This window comes from Nonomuraea turkmeniaca (genome assembly GCF_005889735.1).
GTDB classification, from domain to species: domain Bacteria; phylum Actinomycetota; class Actinomycetes; order Streptosporangiales; family Streptosporangiaceae; genus Nonomuraea; species Nonomuraea turkmeniaca.
This window is the reverse complement of record NZ_VCKY01000005.1, coordinates 68,327-85,202: the sequence shown is the minus strand read 5'-3', so window position 1 is coordinate 85,202 and position 16,876 is coordinate 68,327. Positions and strand designations below refer to the sequence as shown.

Sequence of the window (16,876 nt, the reverse complement as noted above, 5' to 3'; positions counted from 1 at the left end):
ACGTGACGGGGGGGAAGCGGGGGCCGGGCCGGGTGAGCTTGATCACGCTCTGCTAGCCAAACGCCAAAACTATGGTTAGCCTTTCCTAACTGCTGACCTTTTTGGTGGCTCACCGAACACGAGAATGGAAGCTCCACCATGCGCGCATGGCGTCCGGCCCTGGTACTCACCGCCCTGAGCGTTGTGCTCGCCGGTTGCGGCTCCGCAGACACCTCCGGCACTACCACCGCGGCCTCCGGCGCAGCCTCCGCCGCACCCGCCGGCCCCTGGTCGTTCACCGACGGGTCCGGCAAGGTCGTCAAAGCGGACAAGACTCCGACGCGGATCATCGCGCACGCGGGCGAGGCGGCCGCCTTGATGTCCTTCGGCATCAAGCCGGTCGGCATCTACGCCGACGAATCGGTCAAGACCGACGCGAACCTGAAGGATCTCGACCTGACCGGCATCGAGATCCTGGGCCAGGAGTGGGGCAAGATCGATGTGGAGAAGGCCGCGGCCCTGCGGCCGGACCTGATCGTCGGCGACTGGTGGCCTGCGGAGAAGGCGCACAGCGGCCTGGAGGAAGGTGTCGACGAGAAGAGCAAGAAGCTCGCCGAGCTGGCCCCGGTGGTGGGTGTCTCCCAGGGCAAGTCGATCGTCGACCTGGCCAAGGGGTATGAGGACCTCGCCAAGAGCCTGGGCGCCGCCGTCGACTCCCCGGAGATCGCCGCGAACAAGAAACGCTTCGAAGCGGCGGTCGCCACGTTCAAGGAGGCGGTCGCGGCCAAGTCGGGCCTCACGGTGGCCGCGATGTCGCCCGCGGACGACAAGGTGTACGTGGCCAACCCCGAGTACGCGCCCGAACTGCTGGACTTCCAGCGCTGGGGAATGAAGGTGATCAACCCGGACACGCCGGACCCCGGCTTCCCGTACTGGGAGAACCTGAGCTGGGAGAACGCCGACAAGTACCAGCCCGACCTGATCCTTTTCGACGGCCGTAGCTTCAAGCCCACCTCCAATGCGGATTGGGGTAAGAAGCAGCCCACCTGGTTCAAGATCAAGGCGGCCAAGGCGGGGGCGGTCGTGTCGTGGCCGGCGTACTGGCTGCACACGTACGGCCACTTCGCCACCGAGCTGGACAAGCTCACCGCGGCCGTCAAGGCCGCGGACCCGAACATCGGCGACTGATCAACGCTGATGAGCAGCTCGAACAATCTCGCACGCAGAGCCTCAGCCCTCGGTCCGGGGCTCGCCGTGCTGTGCGTGTTACTGGCCCTGGTCGCCTTTCTCAGCGTCACCCTGGGCTCGCGCTCGATCGGCCTGCCGGAGGTGCTGCGCGCCTTGGGCAACCTGGACACCGACGGGTCGATCAACAGCACGGTGACGCTGGAGCTACGTGTGCCCCGCACACTGCTCGGCATCCTGGTGGGCGCCGCCCTCGGCGTGGCCGGCGCCATCCTGCAGGGCGTCACCCGCAACCCCCTGGCCGACGCGGGGATCATGGGCATCAACTCAGGCGCGGCCGTCTTCGTGGTCTTCGCCGTCACGGTGCTCGGCGTGCGCGGCGCGGGTGTCTACGTCTGGTTCGCCTTCGCCGGGGCGATCGCGGCGCTCGTGCTGGTGTACGCGATCGCGTCACTCGGCCGGGAGGGCGCCACCCCGATCAAGCTGGCCCTGGCCGGCGTGGCCGTCACCGCAGGACTGGCTTCGGTGACCACCGGGATCGTGATGACCAATGTGGAAACGCTCAACGAGCTGCGGTTCTGGCAGGTGGGGTCGCTGGCCGGGCGGTACGCCCCGGTCCTGACCGGGGTCGCACCGTTCCTCATCGTCGGGCTGATCGCCTCGCTGGGTTTCGGGCGTGCGCTCAACGGGCTCGCGCTCGGTGAGGACATGGCCCGCGGCCTCGGCCAGCAGGTCACCCGGACCCGGGCGGCAGCGTTCGGCGTGGTCGCGGTGCTCGCCGGCGCCGCCACCGCCGCCTGCGGACCGATCGTCTTCGTCGGGCTGGTCGTACCGCACGTCGCGCGGTTCATCTGCGGCCCGGACTACCGGTGGATCCTGCCGTACTCCATGTTCCTCTCCCCCATCGTGCTGCTGCTGGCCGACGTGCTCGGCCGGGTGGTGGTCGTCCCCGACGAACTGCAGGTCGGTGTGGTCCTCGGGGTGCTCGGGGCGCCGGCGTTCGTCGGCATCGTCCGCTACGGCCGGCTGTCGGAGGTGTGATCGTGAAAACGACCACGACCGTCGCGCCGCAGGTCGCGACCGCCGGCGCGTTCCGCGCCACCAGGCGTCGCCGGACCAGCCGTTCGCTTGTGGTGACGTGCTCGCTGGCCGTGGCCGTCTGCGCGCTGTTCGTGCTCACCATGATGGTGGGCAGCTTTCAGCTCAGCGCGGGCGAGGTCATCGCCTCGGTGCTCCAACTGCGCGAGGACCCCAGCGTCGACTTCGTCGTCCGGGGGTTGCGGCTGCCCACCGCGGCGTCCGCGCTGGCCGTCGGTCTCGCCCTCGGCGCCGCTGGGACGATCTTCCAGCAGCTGCTGCGCAATCCTCTCGCGTCCCCCGACTTCGTCGGCATCAACTCCGGAGCCGGGCTCGCCGCCATCACCGGGATCGTGCTTCTGCAGGTCAGCGGAGTGGCCGTGAGCGCGCTCGCCCTCGCCGGGGCCGTCGCCGCCGCCCTCCTGATGTACGTGCTCGCCTGGCGCGACGGCGTCGCCGGCTACCGGTTCATCCTCATCGGCATCGGAGCCACGCTCTTCTTCGACGGCCTGATCGGCTACATGCTGACCCGAGCTCAGCTGTCCGACGCCCGGCAGGCGATGCATTGGCTGACCGGCTCCGTCGGGCAGGCCGACGCCAGTGAACTGCGGCTCCTCCTCGGCGCCCTGCTGCTCCTCCTGCCCACCGCGGTCCTCCTGCAGCGGCAGCTGCGAGCGCTCGAGCTCGGCGACGACACCGCTCGGGCGCTGGGCATCCGTACCGAGCTCAGCCGCGCCGGCCTGCTTGCCACGGCAGTGGTGCTGACGGCCCTGGCCGTCGCCGTGGCCGGCCCCATCGTCTTCGTCGCGCTCGTCGCCGGCCCGATCGCCAACCGGCTGCTCGGCCCCGCCACGGGCGGGATCATCCCGGCCGCGCTGGTCGGCGCCGCGCTGCTGCTCACCGCCGACCTCATCGCCGTCCACCTGCTGCCGACGGCGCTGCCCACCGGCGTGGTGACCGGCGCGGTCGGCGCACCCTACCTGCTGTGGCTGCTGGCCACCACGAACCGGCAAGGAGCGGGCGGATGACCCGGCTACACGCCGAGGGCCTGACCCTCGGCTACGACGACCAGGCGATCGTGACCAACCTCGACGTCCAGGTCCTGGACGGCAAGATCACCATGATCGTGGGCGCCAACGCGTGCGGCAAGTCCACGCTGCTGCGCGGCCTGGCCCGGCTGCTCAAGCCCCGCCACGGCGCCGTCTACCTCGACGGCAAGGCGTTGACCGAGATGAGCACCCACGAGGTGGCCAAAGTACTAGGGCTGCTGCCGCAGACCCCCCTCGCGCCCGACGGCATCACCGTCGCCGACCTGGTCGCCCGCGGCCGCTACCCGCACCAAGGGTGGTTCCGCCGGTGGACCGAACGCGACGACGACGCCGTCACCCGGGCCCTCGACGCCACCGGCACCGCCGACCTGGTCAACCGCCCGCTCCGGCAGCTCTCCGGCGGCCAGCGGCAGCGCGTCTGGGTGGCGATGGCGCTCGCCCAGGACACCGACCTGCTGCTGCTCGACGAACCCACGACCTACCTGGACATCAACCACCAGGTGGAGCTGCTGCGGCTGCTGCGAAAGCTGAACGCGGAGTCCGGCAAGACGATCGTGGTCGTCCTCCACGACCTCAACCTCGCCTGCCGCTTCAGTGACCATGTCATCGCGATGGCGGAAGGCGCCATCGTCGCCGAAGGCGCGCCGACCGAGGTGGTCACCGCCGAGTTGGTCGAGAAAGTCTTCGGCCTCGCCTGCGTCGTGGTGCCCGACCCGGTCGCCGGCACACCGATGGTGGTGCCTACCTGATCGCGAGGGGCCCCCTGGCGGGGGCGCTCCCTCATGGCGTCGTACTGCCGCTGGTGCAGCACTCCGGCCAGGTCGTTGAGCGTCTTGGCGAAGGTGGGGGGCCAAGGGCGAACAAGTTCGACCGGCTCTTCTAACGGTACATGATCCAGCACCACACCGGCGCGCTGCAGATGGTGGAGCGGCTCTACACCGAGAAGGGCGGCCTAGAGCCGGAGATCGACCAGTTCGCCACCCACGTCGACTCCGACCAGCGCATCGAGATCGCGCGCATGCGGCAACTCCTCACCGACGTCTGAACAGGACGCGGGATGGGTCCTCCCGGAAGGGTGTGGCCTGAGCGGATCCGCCCGGGCGAAGAGGCGCCGCGACCTGGCGACCTCATCATCATGTCCGTCTGCCGCGCGTGTCGCGCTCGCGGCGGACGGTCGGCCTCCTGCCCTTGATCGTGCTTCGCCGGAGGGCGGCGATCACCTCGTCGGCCGCGGCTTGTGGCACCTCCACCAGCGAGAACCTGTCGGCGATCTCGATCGCGCCGATGTCGCGTCCGCTCAGGCTCGACTCGCCGGCTATCGCGCCGACCAAGTCCTGTGGCCGCACTCCCGCGCTGCGCCCCAGACTGAAGAAGAGGCGCACCATTCCACCCGCCGGCGCGCGAGTGTATCGCTCGCTGTCCGGGGCCTCCCGCCCCCCGCGCCGCTTGTCCGCGGTGCGCGGGGCCACCTCGGGAATCTCCTGCTCGTCGAGCACAGCCCCGCTGGACTCGTGCACCAGCTTGACGGCGGCGAGCGCCACTTCCATGAGGTCGAACTCATCAGTGAGCGACTCGACCACCGCATGAAACGGCTCGAGGTCCTCCTGGATAAGGCATTCCTCCAGCGCGGCCCGGGTCAGCTCCATCCGGCGCGCCTGCAGGTCGGCGACGGTCGGCAGCCTCTCCACCTGGATCCGCTGTTTGGTGACCCGCTCTATCGCCTTGAGCATGCGGTGCTCGCGTGGCTCCACCAGCGTCAGAGCCGCCCCTTCGCGGCCGGCGCGGCCCACCCTGCCGATGCGGTGCACGTACGCCTCGGGCGCGGACGGGACGTTGTAGTTGACGACGTGGGTGAGTTGTTCGATGTCGAGACCTCGCGCGGCCACGTCGGTCGCGATGAGCAAGTCGGCCGTCCCGGCCCGCAGCCGTGACATCACCCGGTCGCGTTGCTCCTGCTCCATCCCACCATGCAGCGCCTCGGCGCGGTGGCCGCGCCCGTTCATGGTCTCCGTGAGCTGGTCGACCTCGTCACGGGTACGGCAGAAGACGATCGCGGCCGCCGGCGCCTCGACGTCAAGAAGGCGGCCGAGCGCTGCCGGTTTGTGCGCCCTGGCGACCAGGTACGCGCTCTGCTCCACCAATGGCGTCGCCTCGCGCCCCTCTGCCGCCGCATGCCCCATCTCTATCCGTACCGGATCGTTCAGGTGACGGCGGGCGATCCCATCGATGCGCGGTGGAAGCGTCGCGGAGAACAGGACGGTCTGGCGATCCTCGGGAGTCGCCGCGAGAATCTCCTCGATGTCGTCGGCGAACCCCATGTCGAGCATCTCGTCCGCCTCGTCCAGCACGACGGTGCGCAGATCCTCCAGGTCAAGCGTCCCCCTGCCGATGTGATCGAGGGCCCGTCCCGGTGTCGCGACCACGACGTCCACCCCGCGCTTGAGCGCCTGCAACTGCCGGCCGATGGGGGCTCCGCCATAGATCGGCAACACGCGGGTCCCCAATATCCGGCCATACCGATGGAACGCCTCCGAGACCTGAATGGCCAGCTCACGCGTGGGCACAAGCACCAGCGTCGCAGGCCCGGCGCCACCACCCGGGGGCGGCATACGCTGCAGCACGGGCAGCGCGAACGCGGCGGTCTTCCCCGTGCCCGTCGCCGCCTGCCCGAGCAGATCAGACCCCTGCACCAACGGCGGGATCGCCTCTCTCTGGATCGGCGTGGGCTCTTCATAGCCCAGAGCGGACAGCACCTCCAGGAGCTCAGATCGCAGCCCCAGATCGGCGAAGGTCGCCTCGCCGCCGGTTGCATTCATGGTCATCGCCGACTCCTCACAAACTTCCACGCCTCTGCTGCCGGTCATCTCCTGGGAAGGACTTCGATGCACCCAACCCCTGCCCCCGTACACGCTGTCCGGCGACCGGCCGGTGGAAAAGCATCAGCGTACAGACGTCCCACCACGCGTAATACCGCAGCTCTACCCTTGCCAAGGGCCGGGGGAACGTCTCCAGCCGGCCTTCGAAGGCGGTCGCCGTACGAGGAGGGCGAGGCTCGATCGCCCCGACCGACCGGCAAAGGACAACGATCTCACACACAGACGATCAACCGCTACTTCACGACTTCACTCCGACCTACGGCCCGCGGCTGCCGATGGCTGCTCGCGCACGTCCCTCGGGGCTGTCAGACCGGCCGGTCCTCCTCACCGCGAGGACCGCGACGTCATCGCGCGGGGCCGCCCCCGTGAAGTGCCGCAGGTCGGTCTCCAGGGTCTCGGCCAGGTCGCCGGGCGGCGCCAGGGCCCACGCGCGCAGGCGCTCCTCCAGCGGATAGAACGCGCCGTCGCGGTCGCGAGCCTCGGTGACGCCGTCCGTGCACAGCAGCAGCGTCGCCCCTTCGGGATAGGGGAACCGCGTGCCGCGGCGCGGCCCTGCCACCAGCCCCGCCAGGCCGAGGGGGACGGCCGGCTCGCCGAGCGCCGCCTGGTAGGCGTCGCCGTCGTGGATGACGTACGGCGCGATGTGCCCGCAGTTGACCGCCTCCACCTCCAGCGCCGGCCCGATGTCGAGCACCAGGGCGGTGACCATCCGCTCGGGCTCGCCGGTCTGCGTGGCGAACGCGTTCTGCCTGGCCACGGCCGACTCCATGGCGTCCACGACCCCGGTGAGCGTCTCCTCGCGGTACGCCGCCTCTCTGAAGGCCCCCAGCACCGCCAGCGCGGAGCCGATCGCCGGCAACCCCTTGCCCTGCACGTCCGCGATCAGGACCCGGGTGCCGTACGGCGAGTCGGCCACCTCGTACATGTCACCGCCCACCATCGCGTCCTCCTCCACCGGCTGATAGAGGCCGTTCACGACCACGTCACCGGTGCGCAGCGGCAGCGGGCGCACGATCTGCCGTTGCAGCGCGGCGGCCGCGGAGCGCAGCCGGCGCACCTCCTCCTCACGCCGCACCCGGTACCGGCACCCGAGCACGCTCATCACGCCGAACACCGTGGTGAACCCGGTCGCCAGCCGGTTGTCGTCCGGGGCCGCTCCCAGGAAGGCCAGGGTGCCCGCGACCACCAGCACCACCCACGCCGACGCGACGGCCGTCTGCCACACGCTGCCCAGCGCTGCGACGATCGCCGGCAGGAAGATCAGCAGCGGTGGCAGTCGCACGGCCGTGCCCGCGTACACGTCCAGTGCGACCACGACCACGGTGACGCACGCGATCCCCGCCGCGAACATCGGCGTCGAGAGTACGCGCCGGCCCCCGTCATCCTTCACGACTCTGATCGTGCCCAGCCGGAGAGGCGCGGAAAACACAATGGACCGCAGGCCACCATTTATATGGCGGGGCGACGTTCCGCCATTCTTCCAGCTGGACTTTCGAATCACGCCATGCCGCTATGCAGGCAGAATAGATGGATGGTCACGAAAGTCACCGCCTCTTCGTGCGTTTCTCATGCGAGAGCTCATCGGCACCGAAAATCTTCTCGCAAGCAGCCAAAATGAATGGCATCCGAATTTGTTGTCAGGAGGGGAGACGGGTACAGGGCGTCCACGCCGGCGTGCGCCGCTCCTGTCACCCTTGTTGAGCCAGGGCGTCGGTGACCAGCCGGCTCACCCGCTCCACCGCCTTCACGCCCGCGCCCATCGAGCCGTGCCGGTGCGAGATGACGGCGATCATGTACGTGTGCCTCCGATCCCGCACCCGCCCGATGCTGTTGACCGTCCACCGCCCTCCGTGCCGCTCACGCGGTAACCAGCCGTTCTTGAGCGCGACGTCCGCCCCCTCGCGCCCGGACGCGCTGACGCCCCACGCCTGCTCCGGCGCCACGCCGCCCATCAGCCCCAGCACGTACCGGCGGTTCTTCGCGGAGAGCGGGCTCTCGGGGGAGGTGAGCGCGGTCAGCAGCCGGACCTGGTCGGCGGCGCTGGTGGTGGTCGCGCCCCATGCCCCGCCCGGGTGGGGCTCCGTCTCGCGCAGGCCGAACTTCTTGTTCGCGGCGGCCAGCCCGGACGCGCCGCCGATCGCCGACCATAGGGCCGAGGCGGCGGCGTTGTCGCTGACCCGGATGGCCCGCGCGGCCGTCTGCCGCTCCCCGGCGGTGAGGTCGCGCCGCCGGCCCTGGGCCTTGAGCAGCAGCGCCATCACAAGGTCGACCTTGATGATGCTGGCTGTGGCCGTCCTGAGCCCGGGGTTGTAGGAGTACGTCATTCCGGTCGACAGATCCCGCACCGACACCGCTACCTGGCCGGGGACATCGTCCAGATAGCGGTCGAGCGCCCGGGTCAGCGACTGCTTGAACGCGGACGTCTCCGGCCGGGTCTGCGACGTGTTCGTGGTCATGGCGGCGATCTCGCGCCCGGCCGCGATGGTCTGGCCCAGGATGGCCGGGTACGCGGCTTGGACCGTTCCCGTGCCGATCACCACCTGCCCGGTCCCGATGGCCGTCAGCGCCAGGACGGCCGTGGCGAGCATGCGTGCCGTCCCCCGTTTCGCCCCAGGCTGGAGAGCCCGGCGCGTTCTCGCACCGATGTTCATTGATCCCCCTTGCGCGCACCGCCCCCGGGCGCTCCCCTGGCGGGTCCCGGCCCACCGCGCGCCGGAACCACCTCATATGTCCGTGGTTCGCCGGAGACCGCTTTCCGGATGAGCGATCGACGACCTTTTCCGGCAGCGACGGCACGCACGTCAGCCGCGCCACCCCGCCGACCTGGTACGCGACGCCCTGCCTGCGCTCCGGGAGGGGTCCCGGGCGGGCCGCAGTATTCTCGGCTCGGGTTCGCACCTGAAGGGATCTCATGCTCGCCGCAGTTCGATTCCCCGCTCTCGCCGTGGCCATCCTCGCCATGACAGGCTGCGCGGCCACGGGCGGAGACGTCCCGGCATCGAGACGGTCAACGGCCGCTTCCCCGTCCATCGCGTCCGTGACCCCGGCACCTGTGCCGACAGCGACACCGACAGCGACAGCGACACCCAGCGCCGACAAGGACTCCTACCAGGCCGGCATCTGCCTTGACACCGCCAAGACCATCCGGGAGGTGACGTGCGACCGGCCCCACAACTTCGAGGTCATGCTCTCGAAGCGACTCGAGCAGCGGCGAAGGCCGTCCGTACGCTCGATGAGCCGCACCTGCTGGTCCGCCCTGAAAACGTATCTCTCGAGTACCGACACGGCGGCGAGCCGGTTGGAGGCGACGCATTACGGGCCGTGGAAGGGCAAGGACGGGAAATGGCGGTTCAGCTGCCTGGCCGCGGAAAGAGGACGGAACGACAAGGAGGTACGACGCACGGGCTCGCTCGCCGGCGCCCTCGCGGGCGGCTTGGGCGCCTTCCAGCTCTGCCTGGAGGGCGAACCGCTGGACGAGGGCCCGTTGCGGGTGGTCCCCTGCTCACGACCGCATCGCAGCGAAGCGATTCCCGGCGTGATGGCCGTCGATGACTTTCCCCCTGGCCGGAAAGGCCTGATGAAGGTGGGGTTGCGGGCGGGGCTGCACTGTGAGAAGCCGGGCGCGGCCTACCTCGGGGGCACCAGGCGAGGGGCCGAGTCGAGGGGCGTGGCCCCGACGCGAGAAGCCTGGCTGGACGGCTTTACGGACGCGGTCTGCTTCGTGGTCAGCAAGACCCCGGTCAAAGGCGTCATGAAGTCGACCGGCCGCCCGTGACCGCCGGTGCGCCACACACCGCGCCGGGAAGGCCCCTCCTCTCCTGTCGACGCGGGGTCACGTGCTGTTTCGCCGCTCGTGGGCGGCGGCGAGGATGAGGTAGGCGCTGGCCGTCCAGGTGTAGGCGCGGTCGCGGAGCCCTTCGCCGGTGCGGGCGTCGAAGTTCTCGGCGAATCCTGACTTCTCGCACAGCGCGCGGAAGCGGGCGCTGATCTTGTCGGCCAGGTCGGTGTGTCCGGCGCGGCGCAGGCCGTCCTCGATCAGGACGGTCGAGGGCGCCCAGATGGGGCCGCGCCAGTAGCCGTCGTCCTGGTAGTGGTCGGAGGTCGGCAGCTCGGTGGCGGGCCCGAACGCGGTCAGGTGCCGCTGGATCCGGTCGGCCAGGGCCGCGCGAACGGGGTGCGGCAGCTCCTCCCCCAGGGCGATCGGCATGAGGTCGAGCAGGCTGGAGCTGGACCAGGTGCGGCCGGAGTGTGCGCCGCGGGCGACGAACCGTTCGCCGTCCCACAGTTCGGCGAGAAGGGCGTCGCGCATCCGGTCGGCCTGCTCGGTCCATCGGGCGGTCGTGTCCGGGTCGGGGGCCAGGCGGGCCAGCTCGCGCATCTGCAGCACGAGGAAGGCGGCCAGGTCGGCTGTCTGGACGACGCGCTCGGGGTCGAAGGTGGTGGCGTTGTCCCAGCCGCTGTCGTTGCCGTGCTGATAGTGCGGCAGATCCCCGCCGGGGGCGCGGCGGGCGTCGAGCCAGAAGGTGGTCCAGCGTTCCAGCAGCCGGTAGGTCTCGGCCCGGTCGGGCGCCGCGGGGAGATGGCGCAGGGTCCAGCCGTGGATGGGGGGCTTGACGAAGTTGTAGAGGATCTCGGAGTGGGTGACGGAGTCGGGCAGCGCGCCGGCTGCGTCCTGGTGGTCGAAGGGCAGCCGGAACTGGTCCCAGGCCAGCTCGGGCAGGCCGTCGGCGAGGGCGATGGCGTTGAAGCAGTGGTCCCAGCTCCACACCTTGTCCATCCAGTGCTTGGACATGAGCACGGCGGGCCGGGTGATGAACCCGGCCGGGCGGACGGTGGCCGACCACAACACGTAGGCGGCCAGTTCGGCGGCGGGCGTCCGGTCGCTGCGCCAGGGCGCGACCGCCGCGGCGAACGCGTCGAACTCCGCCCGCGCGGCCTTGGCCACCTGCTCGAAAGCGTCGGCGCCCGCGTAGGGGGCGCGGGCGGTCTCGTACTCCTCGACGGCGATCTCCCATTCGCCGCTCAGGACGAGACCGCGTTCGGCGGTGCCCAGCGCCTGCGTGCCGAGGGGTTCGGCGCGCCCGCCGAGGAGGGTGATCCGGTAGCGGCGGCCGGTCTGGTAAACGGTGAAGACGTACGATCCGTCGACGGGGTCCTGGTAGAAGTACGGTCCGCTGAACGGCGTCAGCACGGGGTCGGCGGCCAGCAGGCGGAGCCCGAGGCCGCGTCCTTTGACGCGGACGGTGTCGGGGGTCTCATAGGCCAGGTCGATCCGGCCGTCGTCGTTGCTCCAGGTGAGCTGGTGCGGGGTGGCGGTGACGGTGGTCTCGGCGGTGGGGATCAGCCGCAGGATCGGGTGCATGCCGGTCTGGTGCGACACCAGGTGCACGTCCTCGGCGTAGGTCTTCTCGGCCACCACGGGCGAGAAGCCGAACCAGGATCCGCGATAGCTGAACGGGATTTCCCGCAGGGAGAACACCGGGCCTGAAGCGGCGACGGTCATGAAACGAAGGTCCCTTCTCAGTCTTTGACGGCGCCTGCGGTGACGCCGGCGGCGACGTAGCGCTGGGCGACGACGAGCAGGATGGTGGCCGGGATGGAGGCGATCACAGCGGTGGCCATGATGGCGTTCCATTCCTGGTTGTTGTTACCGATGTAGTGGTAGATGCCGAGGGTGATCGGCTGGTGGTCGCCGCCCTGGTCGAGGGTGCTGGCGAAGATGAAGTCCGACCACGCCCACAGGAACGCGAACAGCGACACCGTGATGATCGAGTTGCGACTCACGGGCAGCACGATCGACCAGAACGTGCGCAGCACCCCGGCTCCGTCGGTGCGGGCGGCCTGCAGCAGCTCCTCGGGGATGCCGGACATGAACGTGGTCAGGATGAGCACCGCGAACGGGACCGCGAGCGTGGAATCGGCCACGATCAGCCCCGGAACGGTGTTGAGCACGCCGGTGCTGAGGAAGATGGCGTAGAACCCCATCGCCATGATGATGCCGGGGATCATCTGCGCGATGAGCAGCACGAAGCTCAGCACTCCGCCACCACGCGGGCGCAGCTTGGCCAGCGAGTACGCCGCCGGCGCCGCGAGCAGCAGGGTCAGCGCCACCGTGCCCAGCCCGACCACCAGGCTCACGCCCAGGTACGGAAGCTGCTGGTCCAGCACCGCCCGGTAACCGTCCAGGGTGCCGTCGACCGGAAACCAGTTCGGCGGGCTCTTGCGCATGTCCTGGTCGCGCGTGAACGACACGTTGATCATCCAGTAGACCGGGAACAACATCACGGCGGTCACCACCAGCCCGATCGCGGTCTTGAGATGCCTCATACCGGTGCCTGCCTTCGCTGCGCCCGGATGTAGATCAGCCCGAAGACCAGGGCCATCACGATCAGCAGGTTGCCGACGGCCGCACCGGGCCCGAAGGAGGGCACGAGGTTGCCGAAGCCGAGGCGGTAGGACCAGGTGGCGAACGTGGTGGACGACCCGCTCGGCCCGCCCTTGGTCATGATCCAGATGATGTCGAACACCTTCAGCGTGTAGACCAGCCCGAGCAGCAGCGTGATCGCCGACACCGGCCGCAGCAGCGGGAACGTCACCTTCCAGAACCGCTGCCACCCGTTGGCGCCGTCCAGGGCGGCGGCCTCGTAGATGGCCGGTGGGATCGCCTGCAGCCCGGAGTAGAGCACCACGAGGTTGAACGGGATGCCGATCCAGATGTTGGCGATGATCACTGACCACAGCGACCAGTCCGGCGAGGTCAGCCAGTTCACCGGCCCGATCCCGAGCCAGGCCAGAACGGCGTTCACCACGCCGGAGTCGCTGTTGAGCATCCACGACCACGTCGAGCCGGACACGATCAGCGGCAGCAACCACGGCACCAGGAACAACCCTCTGAGCGTGGCCGACAGCCGGAAGTTCTTCAGGAAGAACATCGCCAGCACGAGCCCGATCGTGAACTGCAAGGCCAGCGAGACCAGCGTGAACACCACCGTGTGCCACAACGCGGGCCCGAAGGTGGCATCGGCGAACACCTTGGCGTAGTTGGCGAACCCGGCGAACGGGGCATCGCCCTGCACGAACGAGCGCACCGTGTAGTTGCGCAGACTCAGCTCGACGTTGCGGTAGAGCGGATAGGCGTAGAACACCAGCAGGTAGAGCACGACCGGGGTGAGAAAGGCCCATGCCGCCCACTGACCTGACCGCACGCGTGCCGCCCGATGACCGTGTGCCGTCGATCGGGCGGACCGCGCCGGTGCTTCGATGACTCGGCTCATGCTGCTACTGGGTCGCGCTCGCCGCGGCCGCCTGCGCCGCCGTCATCGCCTCCTGCGGAGACTTGGACCCGCTCAGCGCCGCCTGCACCGCGCTCCACATGGGCTCGGAGATCTTCGGGTACTTGGTGCCCAGGTCGTCGCTGGTGCGTCCCTTGGCCGCCTTGACCGCGTCCACCCACACCTGCAGGTCGGGCGTGGCCGCCACCTGCTTGGCCTGCACCGCCTCCGTGGGCGCGATGTAGGACAGGGTGGTGGTCGTGGTGAGCGAGTTGTCGGTGCTGGTCAGGCAGGTGACCAGCTTCTGGGAGGTGGTGTAGCGGCCGGTGTCGGACTGCGCGGGGATGCTGACGAACTCGCCTCCGGTGGGCGCGGGCGCGGTGCCGCCGTCCTTGCCGGGAACCGGGATGATGCCGTACTCGAAACCGGCCTTCTTGGCGTTGGCGAGCTGCCAGGTGCCGTTCTCGGCGAAGGCGTAGTCGCCGCCGGCGAACTCCTGCCAGCTGGTCGTCTGGGTGTTGTTGATGACCGAGTTGGGGGCGTACCCCTTCTTCAGCCAATCCGTCCACAGCGCCACGGCCGAGACGCCCTCGGGCGAGTCGAGCTTGGTGAGACTCGCGCCGGAACCCCAGAACCAGGGAAGGAACTGGAAGCTGCCTTCCTCGGTGCCGATCGCCGAGAACGTGATGCCCTTCTTGCCCGCCGCCTTCACCTTCTCCAGCGCGGCGGTCAGCGAGGTCCAGTCCTTCACCGAGGCGATGTCCACCCCGGCCTCCTTCAGGACCTCCTTGTTGTAGTACAGGGCGAGGGTGTTGGCGCCGATCGGGACGCCGTAGGACTTGCCGCCGCTCTGGCCGGCCGCCAACAGGTTCGGCGCGATCGCGGAGACGTCGAGCTTGTTCTCCTCGGTGGTGGTGAGCACCCCGGCCTCGGCCAGCGTGGAGACGACCGGATTGTCCACGATCAGCACGTCCGGCGAGTTGCCCTGCTGGGCCGCCAGCAGGGCCTTGTTCGTCAGGTCGCTGGTGTCGTAGCCGGTGCGCTCGACCTTGACCCCGGCGTCGGTACCGCACTTCTCCAGCAGCTTCACCCACTCCGAGCTCTTGTCGTGCTGCGGGTACGGGTCCCAGATCGTGTACGTCCCGCCGCCCGCGGTCTGGCTCGCGCTCGTCGAACCGGCGCCCTCGGGCGATGACGAGCAGGCGACCAGCCCGCCCACGGCGGCCAGGACCGCCAGACTCGCGCCGGCCGTACGCCGGCTCCTTGCCGCTGAACTCATTGAGCTGACCTCCGCTGACAGGCGTTACGCGGCTGTTTCCGACTCGAGTCGAATCGATTCGCCGAATCGGTTCGACCGAAGATAGGCCCGCTTCACCGTGGGCGTCAATGGGCGGTGCGGCACGGTCTGCGCCAGCGGCGCATTCGCGCCACGGCACCCGCGGCGTACCTCCCATGAACCGGTTCGACCTACGATGGTCGCCGACCGGCGGATTCGGACGAGGAGCACGGGTGAACATCGGAGAGATCGCCAAGCGGGCGGGCGTGTCACGCAGCACCGTCTCGTACGCGCTCACCGGCAAGCGCCCGGTGTCGGAGGAGACCAAACGCCGCATCATGACGGTCATCGACGAGCTGGACTACCGGCCCAACGCCTCCGCCAGGGCGCTGAAGGAGGGCCGCACCCGCACGATCGGCCTGGTCATACCGCCGGCCGGCCGGCGCCTGACCGACATGCAGCTCGGTTTCGTGGCCAGCGTGGTCGACGCGGCCGCCCGCGCCGACCTGGACGTCCTGCTGTCACCCTCGGGCGGCGAGCACGACCGCTCCTTCGAGCGCGTCGTCACCGGCCGGCGCGTGGACGGGGTCGTCCTCATGGAGATCCGGCTGGAGGACGACCGGGTCGCCCGGCTGCTGCAGAGCGGTCTGCCGTTCGTCGGCATCGGCCGTACCCGCCACCCGGAGGACATGTCCTGGGTGGACATCGACTACGACACGCTCATCGCGAAGTGTGTCCACCACCTGGCCGACCTCGGCCACCGGCATCTGGCGCTGGTCAATCGCAACGCCGAGCTCGTCGCCGCCGGATACGGCCCCGGCCACCGCGCGCAGGCCGGCTTCGATCGCGCCGTCACCGAACGCGGCCTGCACGGCGTGCGGGTCTGCTGCGGCGACGATCCCCAGTCCGGACAGTCCTGCCTCCAGCAACTGCTCGCCGAGCAGCCGGAGCTGACCGCCATCGCCACCATCAACGAGGCGGCGGTGTCCGGCATGTACCGCGCGCTGGCGGAAGCGGGCTTGACCGTCCCCGGGGACTTCTCCATCGCCGGCGTGGCCGCCCAGCACTGGGCCGAGAACCTGCATCCGCCGCTCACCGCCGCCGACGTCCCGGCCGACGAGATGGGCGCCCGGGCCGTCGAGCTGCTCATCCAGCGCATCGCCGACCCGGCCACAGCCCACCGCCACCTCCTGGTCGCCCCGCCGATCTCGCTCCGCGGCACGACCGGCCCGGCGCCCGGTCACCGGCGCGCCGTCTGACCCCGGACACCGCCCCGCACGTGGGGTGATGCCGCAACTCCTCGCCGGCGGCATGACGTCCGGCGCCCCTGCCGGATCGTCCGGTCGAACCGATTCGACCGCACCTCGCACCCCCGGAAGGGGAAAGGCGCATGGTCTCACCCTGGTCCCGGCGGGCACGCAGACTCGACCAGCACGCCCTCCTCGCCTCCACGCTCGCACTGACCGCGATCGCGCTCGGCGCCCTGCCGGCGCACACCACCGACCAGGCGGCCCCGAACCTGATCCTGCACGACGACTTCGAAGGCGACCTGTCCGGCGGCGGCATCGCCGCCCGCTCCCCCTCCCGCCTGAACGGCACCCTCACCAACCCCGGCTCGGCCACCATCGCCTCCGGCGCCGACGGCGGCCAGGCGCTGTCCCTGCCCGGAGGCGTGACCGCCTCGGCCATCACCCCGTATGCGACCATCCCCAACGGCCTGTTCCGCGGCCGCGCATGAGGCTGGGTGCGCTGCTGGAGGCCGGGCTCGCCGAGGCCCAGCGCGCCGGTCGCATCCGCGCGGACGTGACGACCGACGACCTGCTCCTGGCCATCGGCATGCTGGCCCTGCTCCTCGGCGAGTTCCCGGCATCCGAGCGGACCGAGACCGCCGGACGCATGTGGAAGCTGCTCCGCCACGGAATCGAGCCCTGAGCTCGGCCATCCCGTAGAAACGGGGCGACGGCGTCCACCCGGGTGCACGACTCGACGACGGCCCGGAGCGGAGGCGAGAGACCCATGACGGAGGCGGTGGTGTTGCCCGCGGCGTACAGGCCCGGGACGGCCGTGCCGTCCTCCCGCAACACGCGGGCGTGCTCATCGGTGAGCAGCCCGCCCTTGGTGCCCAGGTCGCCCGGGTGGACGCCTCGATCGCGGTGCCCAGAT

At 70.0% G+C, this 16,876-nt stretch carries 16 protein-coding genes and 1 pseudogene; 9 read left to right on the top strand and 8 right to left on the bottom strand.

The window, feature by feature from the left end:
• Positions 1-138: 138 nt before the first annotated feature.
• From ETD86_RS02680 to ETD86_RS02660, 5 genes are all read left to right on the top strand, one after another.
• Positions 139-1,167: an ABC transporter substrate-binding protein gene (locus ETD86_RS02680; protein WP_170222838.1), complete on the top strand. Its 1,029-nt coding sequence runs from the start codon at positions 139-141 to the stop codon at positions 1,165-1,167.
• Positions 1,168-1,176: 9 nt separating this feature from the next.
• On the top strand, positions 1,177-2,205 hold the full coding sequence (locus ETD86_RS02675; RefSeq protein WP_138664462.1) for a FecCD family ABC transporter permease: 1,029 nt from the start codon (positions 1,177-1,179) through the stop codon (positions 2,203-2,205).
• Positions 2,206-2,207: 2 nt separating this feature from the next.
• On the top strand, positions 2,208-3,269 hold the full coding sequence (locus ETD86_RS02670; RefSeq protein ID WP_138664461.1) for a FecCD family ABC transporter permease: 1,062 nt from the start codon (positions 2,208-2,210) through the stop codon (positions 3,267-3,269).
• Positions 3,266-4,039 carry an ABC transporter ATP-binding protein gene (locus ETD86_RS02665; RefSeq protein ID WP_138664460.1) on the top strand — a complete coding sequence of 258 codons (774 nt, stop codon included), beginning with the start codon at positions 3,266-3,268 and terminating at the stop codon, positions 4,037-4,039. The genes ETD86_RS02670 and ETD86_RS02665 overlap by 4 nt, the downstream gene beginning before the upstream one ends.
• 140 nt (positions 4,040-4,179) lie before the next feature.
• Positions 4,180-4,335: a DUF305 domain-containing protein gene (locus ETD86_RS02660; RefSeq protein ID WP_138664459.1), complete on the top strand. Its 156-nt coding sequence runs from the start codon at positions 4,180-4,182 to the stop codon at positions 4,333-4,335.
• An 88-nt stretch (positions 4,336-4,423) separates the two neighbouring features.
• Here the strand turns inward: ETD86_RS02660 and ETD86_RS02655 are convergent, their stop codons facing one another.
• From ETD86_RS02655 to ETD86_RS02645, 3 genes are all read right to left on the bottom strand, one after another.
• Positions 4,424-6,112, bottom strand: coding sequence for a DEAD/DEAH box helicase (locus ETD86_RS02655; protein ID WP_138664458.1), 1,689 nt, complete (start codon positions 6,110-6,112; stop codon positions 4,424-4,426).
• Between the two features lie 310 nt (positions 6,113-6,422).
• Positions 6,423-7,556 carry a PP2C family protein-serine/threonine phosphatase gene (locus ETD86_RS02650; RefSeq protein WP_246147545.1) on the bottom strand — a complete coding sequence of 378 codons (1,134 nt, stop codon included), beginning with the start codon at positions 7,554-7,556 and terminating at the stop codon, positions 6,423-6,425.
• Between the two features lie 298 nt (positions 7,557-7,854).
• Positions 7,855-8,754 carry a serine hydrolase gene (locus ETD86_RS02645; RefSeq protein WP_170222837.1) on the bottom strand — a complete coding sequence of 300 codons (900 nt, stop codon included), beginning with the start codon at positions 8,752-8,754 and terminating at the stop codon, positions 7,855-7,857.
• Positions 8,755-9,203: 449 nt separating this feature from the next.
• On the opposite strand from ETD86_RS02645, the gene ETD86_RS02640 reads away from it, so the two are divergent.
• Positions 9,204-9,941, top strand: coding sequence for a septum formation family protein (locus ETD86_RS02640; RefSeq protein WP_211369779.1), 738 nt, complete (start codon positions 9,204-9,206; stop codon positions 9,939-9,941).
• Positions 9,942-9,998: 57 nt separating this feature from the next.
• Here ETD86_RS02640 and ETD86_RS02635 read toward each other — a convergent pair whose 3' ends face one another.
• From ETD86_RS02635 to ETD86_RS02620, 4 genes are read right to left on the bottom strand one after another with little or no spacing between them, the layout of a single operon-like run.
• Positions 9,999-11,669, bottom strand: coding sequence for an amylo-alpha-1,6-glucosidase (locus ETD86_RS02635; RefSeq protein ID WP_138664455.1), 1,671 nt, complete (start codon positions 11,667-11,669; stop codon positions 9,999-10,001).
• 17 nt (positions 11,670-11,686) lie between these two features.
• A complete protein-coding gene (locus ETD86_RS02630; RefSeq protein ID WP_138664454.1) occupies positions 11,687-12,493 on the bottom strand; it encodes a carbohydrate ABC transporter permease in 807 nt (268 codons plus the stop codon).
• Positions 12,490-13,440 carry a carbohydrate ABC transporter permease gene (locus ETD86_RS02625; RefSeq protein ID WP_138664453.1) on the bottom strand — a complete coding sequence of 317 codons (951 nt, stop codon included), beginning with the start codon at positions 13,438-13,440 and terminating at the stop codon, positions 12,490-12,492. The genes ETD86_RS02630 and ETD86_RS02625 overlap by 4 nt, the downstream gene beginning before the upstream one ends.
• A 4-nt stretch (positions 13,441-13,444) precedes the next feature.
• Positions 13,445-14,716, bottom strand: coding sequence for a sugar ABC transporter substrate-binding protein (locus ETD86_RS02620; protein ID WP_138664452.1), 1,272 nt, complete (start codon positions 14,714-14,716; stop codon positions 13,445-13,447).
• Positions 14,717-14,946: 230 nt separating this feature from the next.
• Here ETD86_RS02620 and ETD86_RS02615 point away from each other — a divergent pair, with 230 nt between their 5' ends.
• The 3 genes from ETD86_RS02615 to ETD86_RS02605 all read left to right on the top strand — a co-directional run bounded on the left by ETD86_RS02615 (position 14,947) and on the right by ETD86_RS02605 (position 16,645).
• On the top strand, positions 14,947-15,972 hold the full coding sequence (locus tag ETD86_RS02615; RefSeq protein WP_138664451.1) for a LacI family DNA-binding transcriptional regulator: 1,026 nt from the start codon (positions 14,947-14,949) through the stop codon (positions 15,970-15,972).
• 131 nt (positions 15,973-16,103) lie between these two features.
• Positions 16,104-16,451 (top strand): hypothetical protein, encoded by a 348-nt coding sequence (locus ETD86_RS02610; protein WP_138664450.1) that lies wholly within the window; start codon positions 16,104-16,106, stop codon positions 16,449-16,451.
• A complete protein-coding gene (locus tag ETD86_RS02605) occupies positions 16,448-16,645 on the top strand; it encodes an SbtR family transcriptional regulator (protein WP_138664449.1) in 198 nt (65 codons plus the stop codon). Before ETD86_RS02610 ends, ETD86_RS02605 begins: the two co-directional genes overlap by 4 nt.
• 92 nt (positions 16,646-16,737) lie before the next feature.
• Here the strand turns inward: ETD86_RS02605 and ETD86_RS02600 are convergent.
• Positions 16,738-16,848: pseudogene (locus ETD86_RS02600) on the bottom strand (FAD-binding protein); the annotation flags it as partial.
• Positions 16,849-16,876 lie beyond the last annotated feature (28 nt).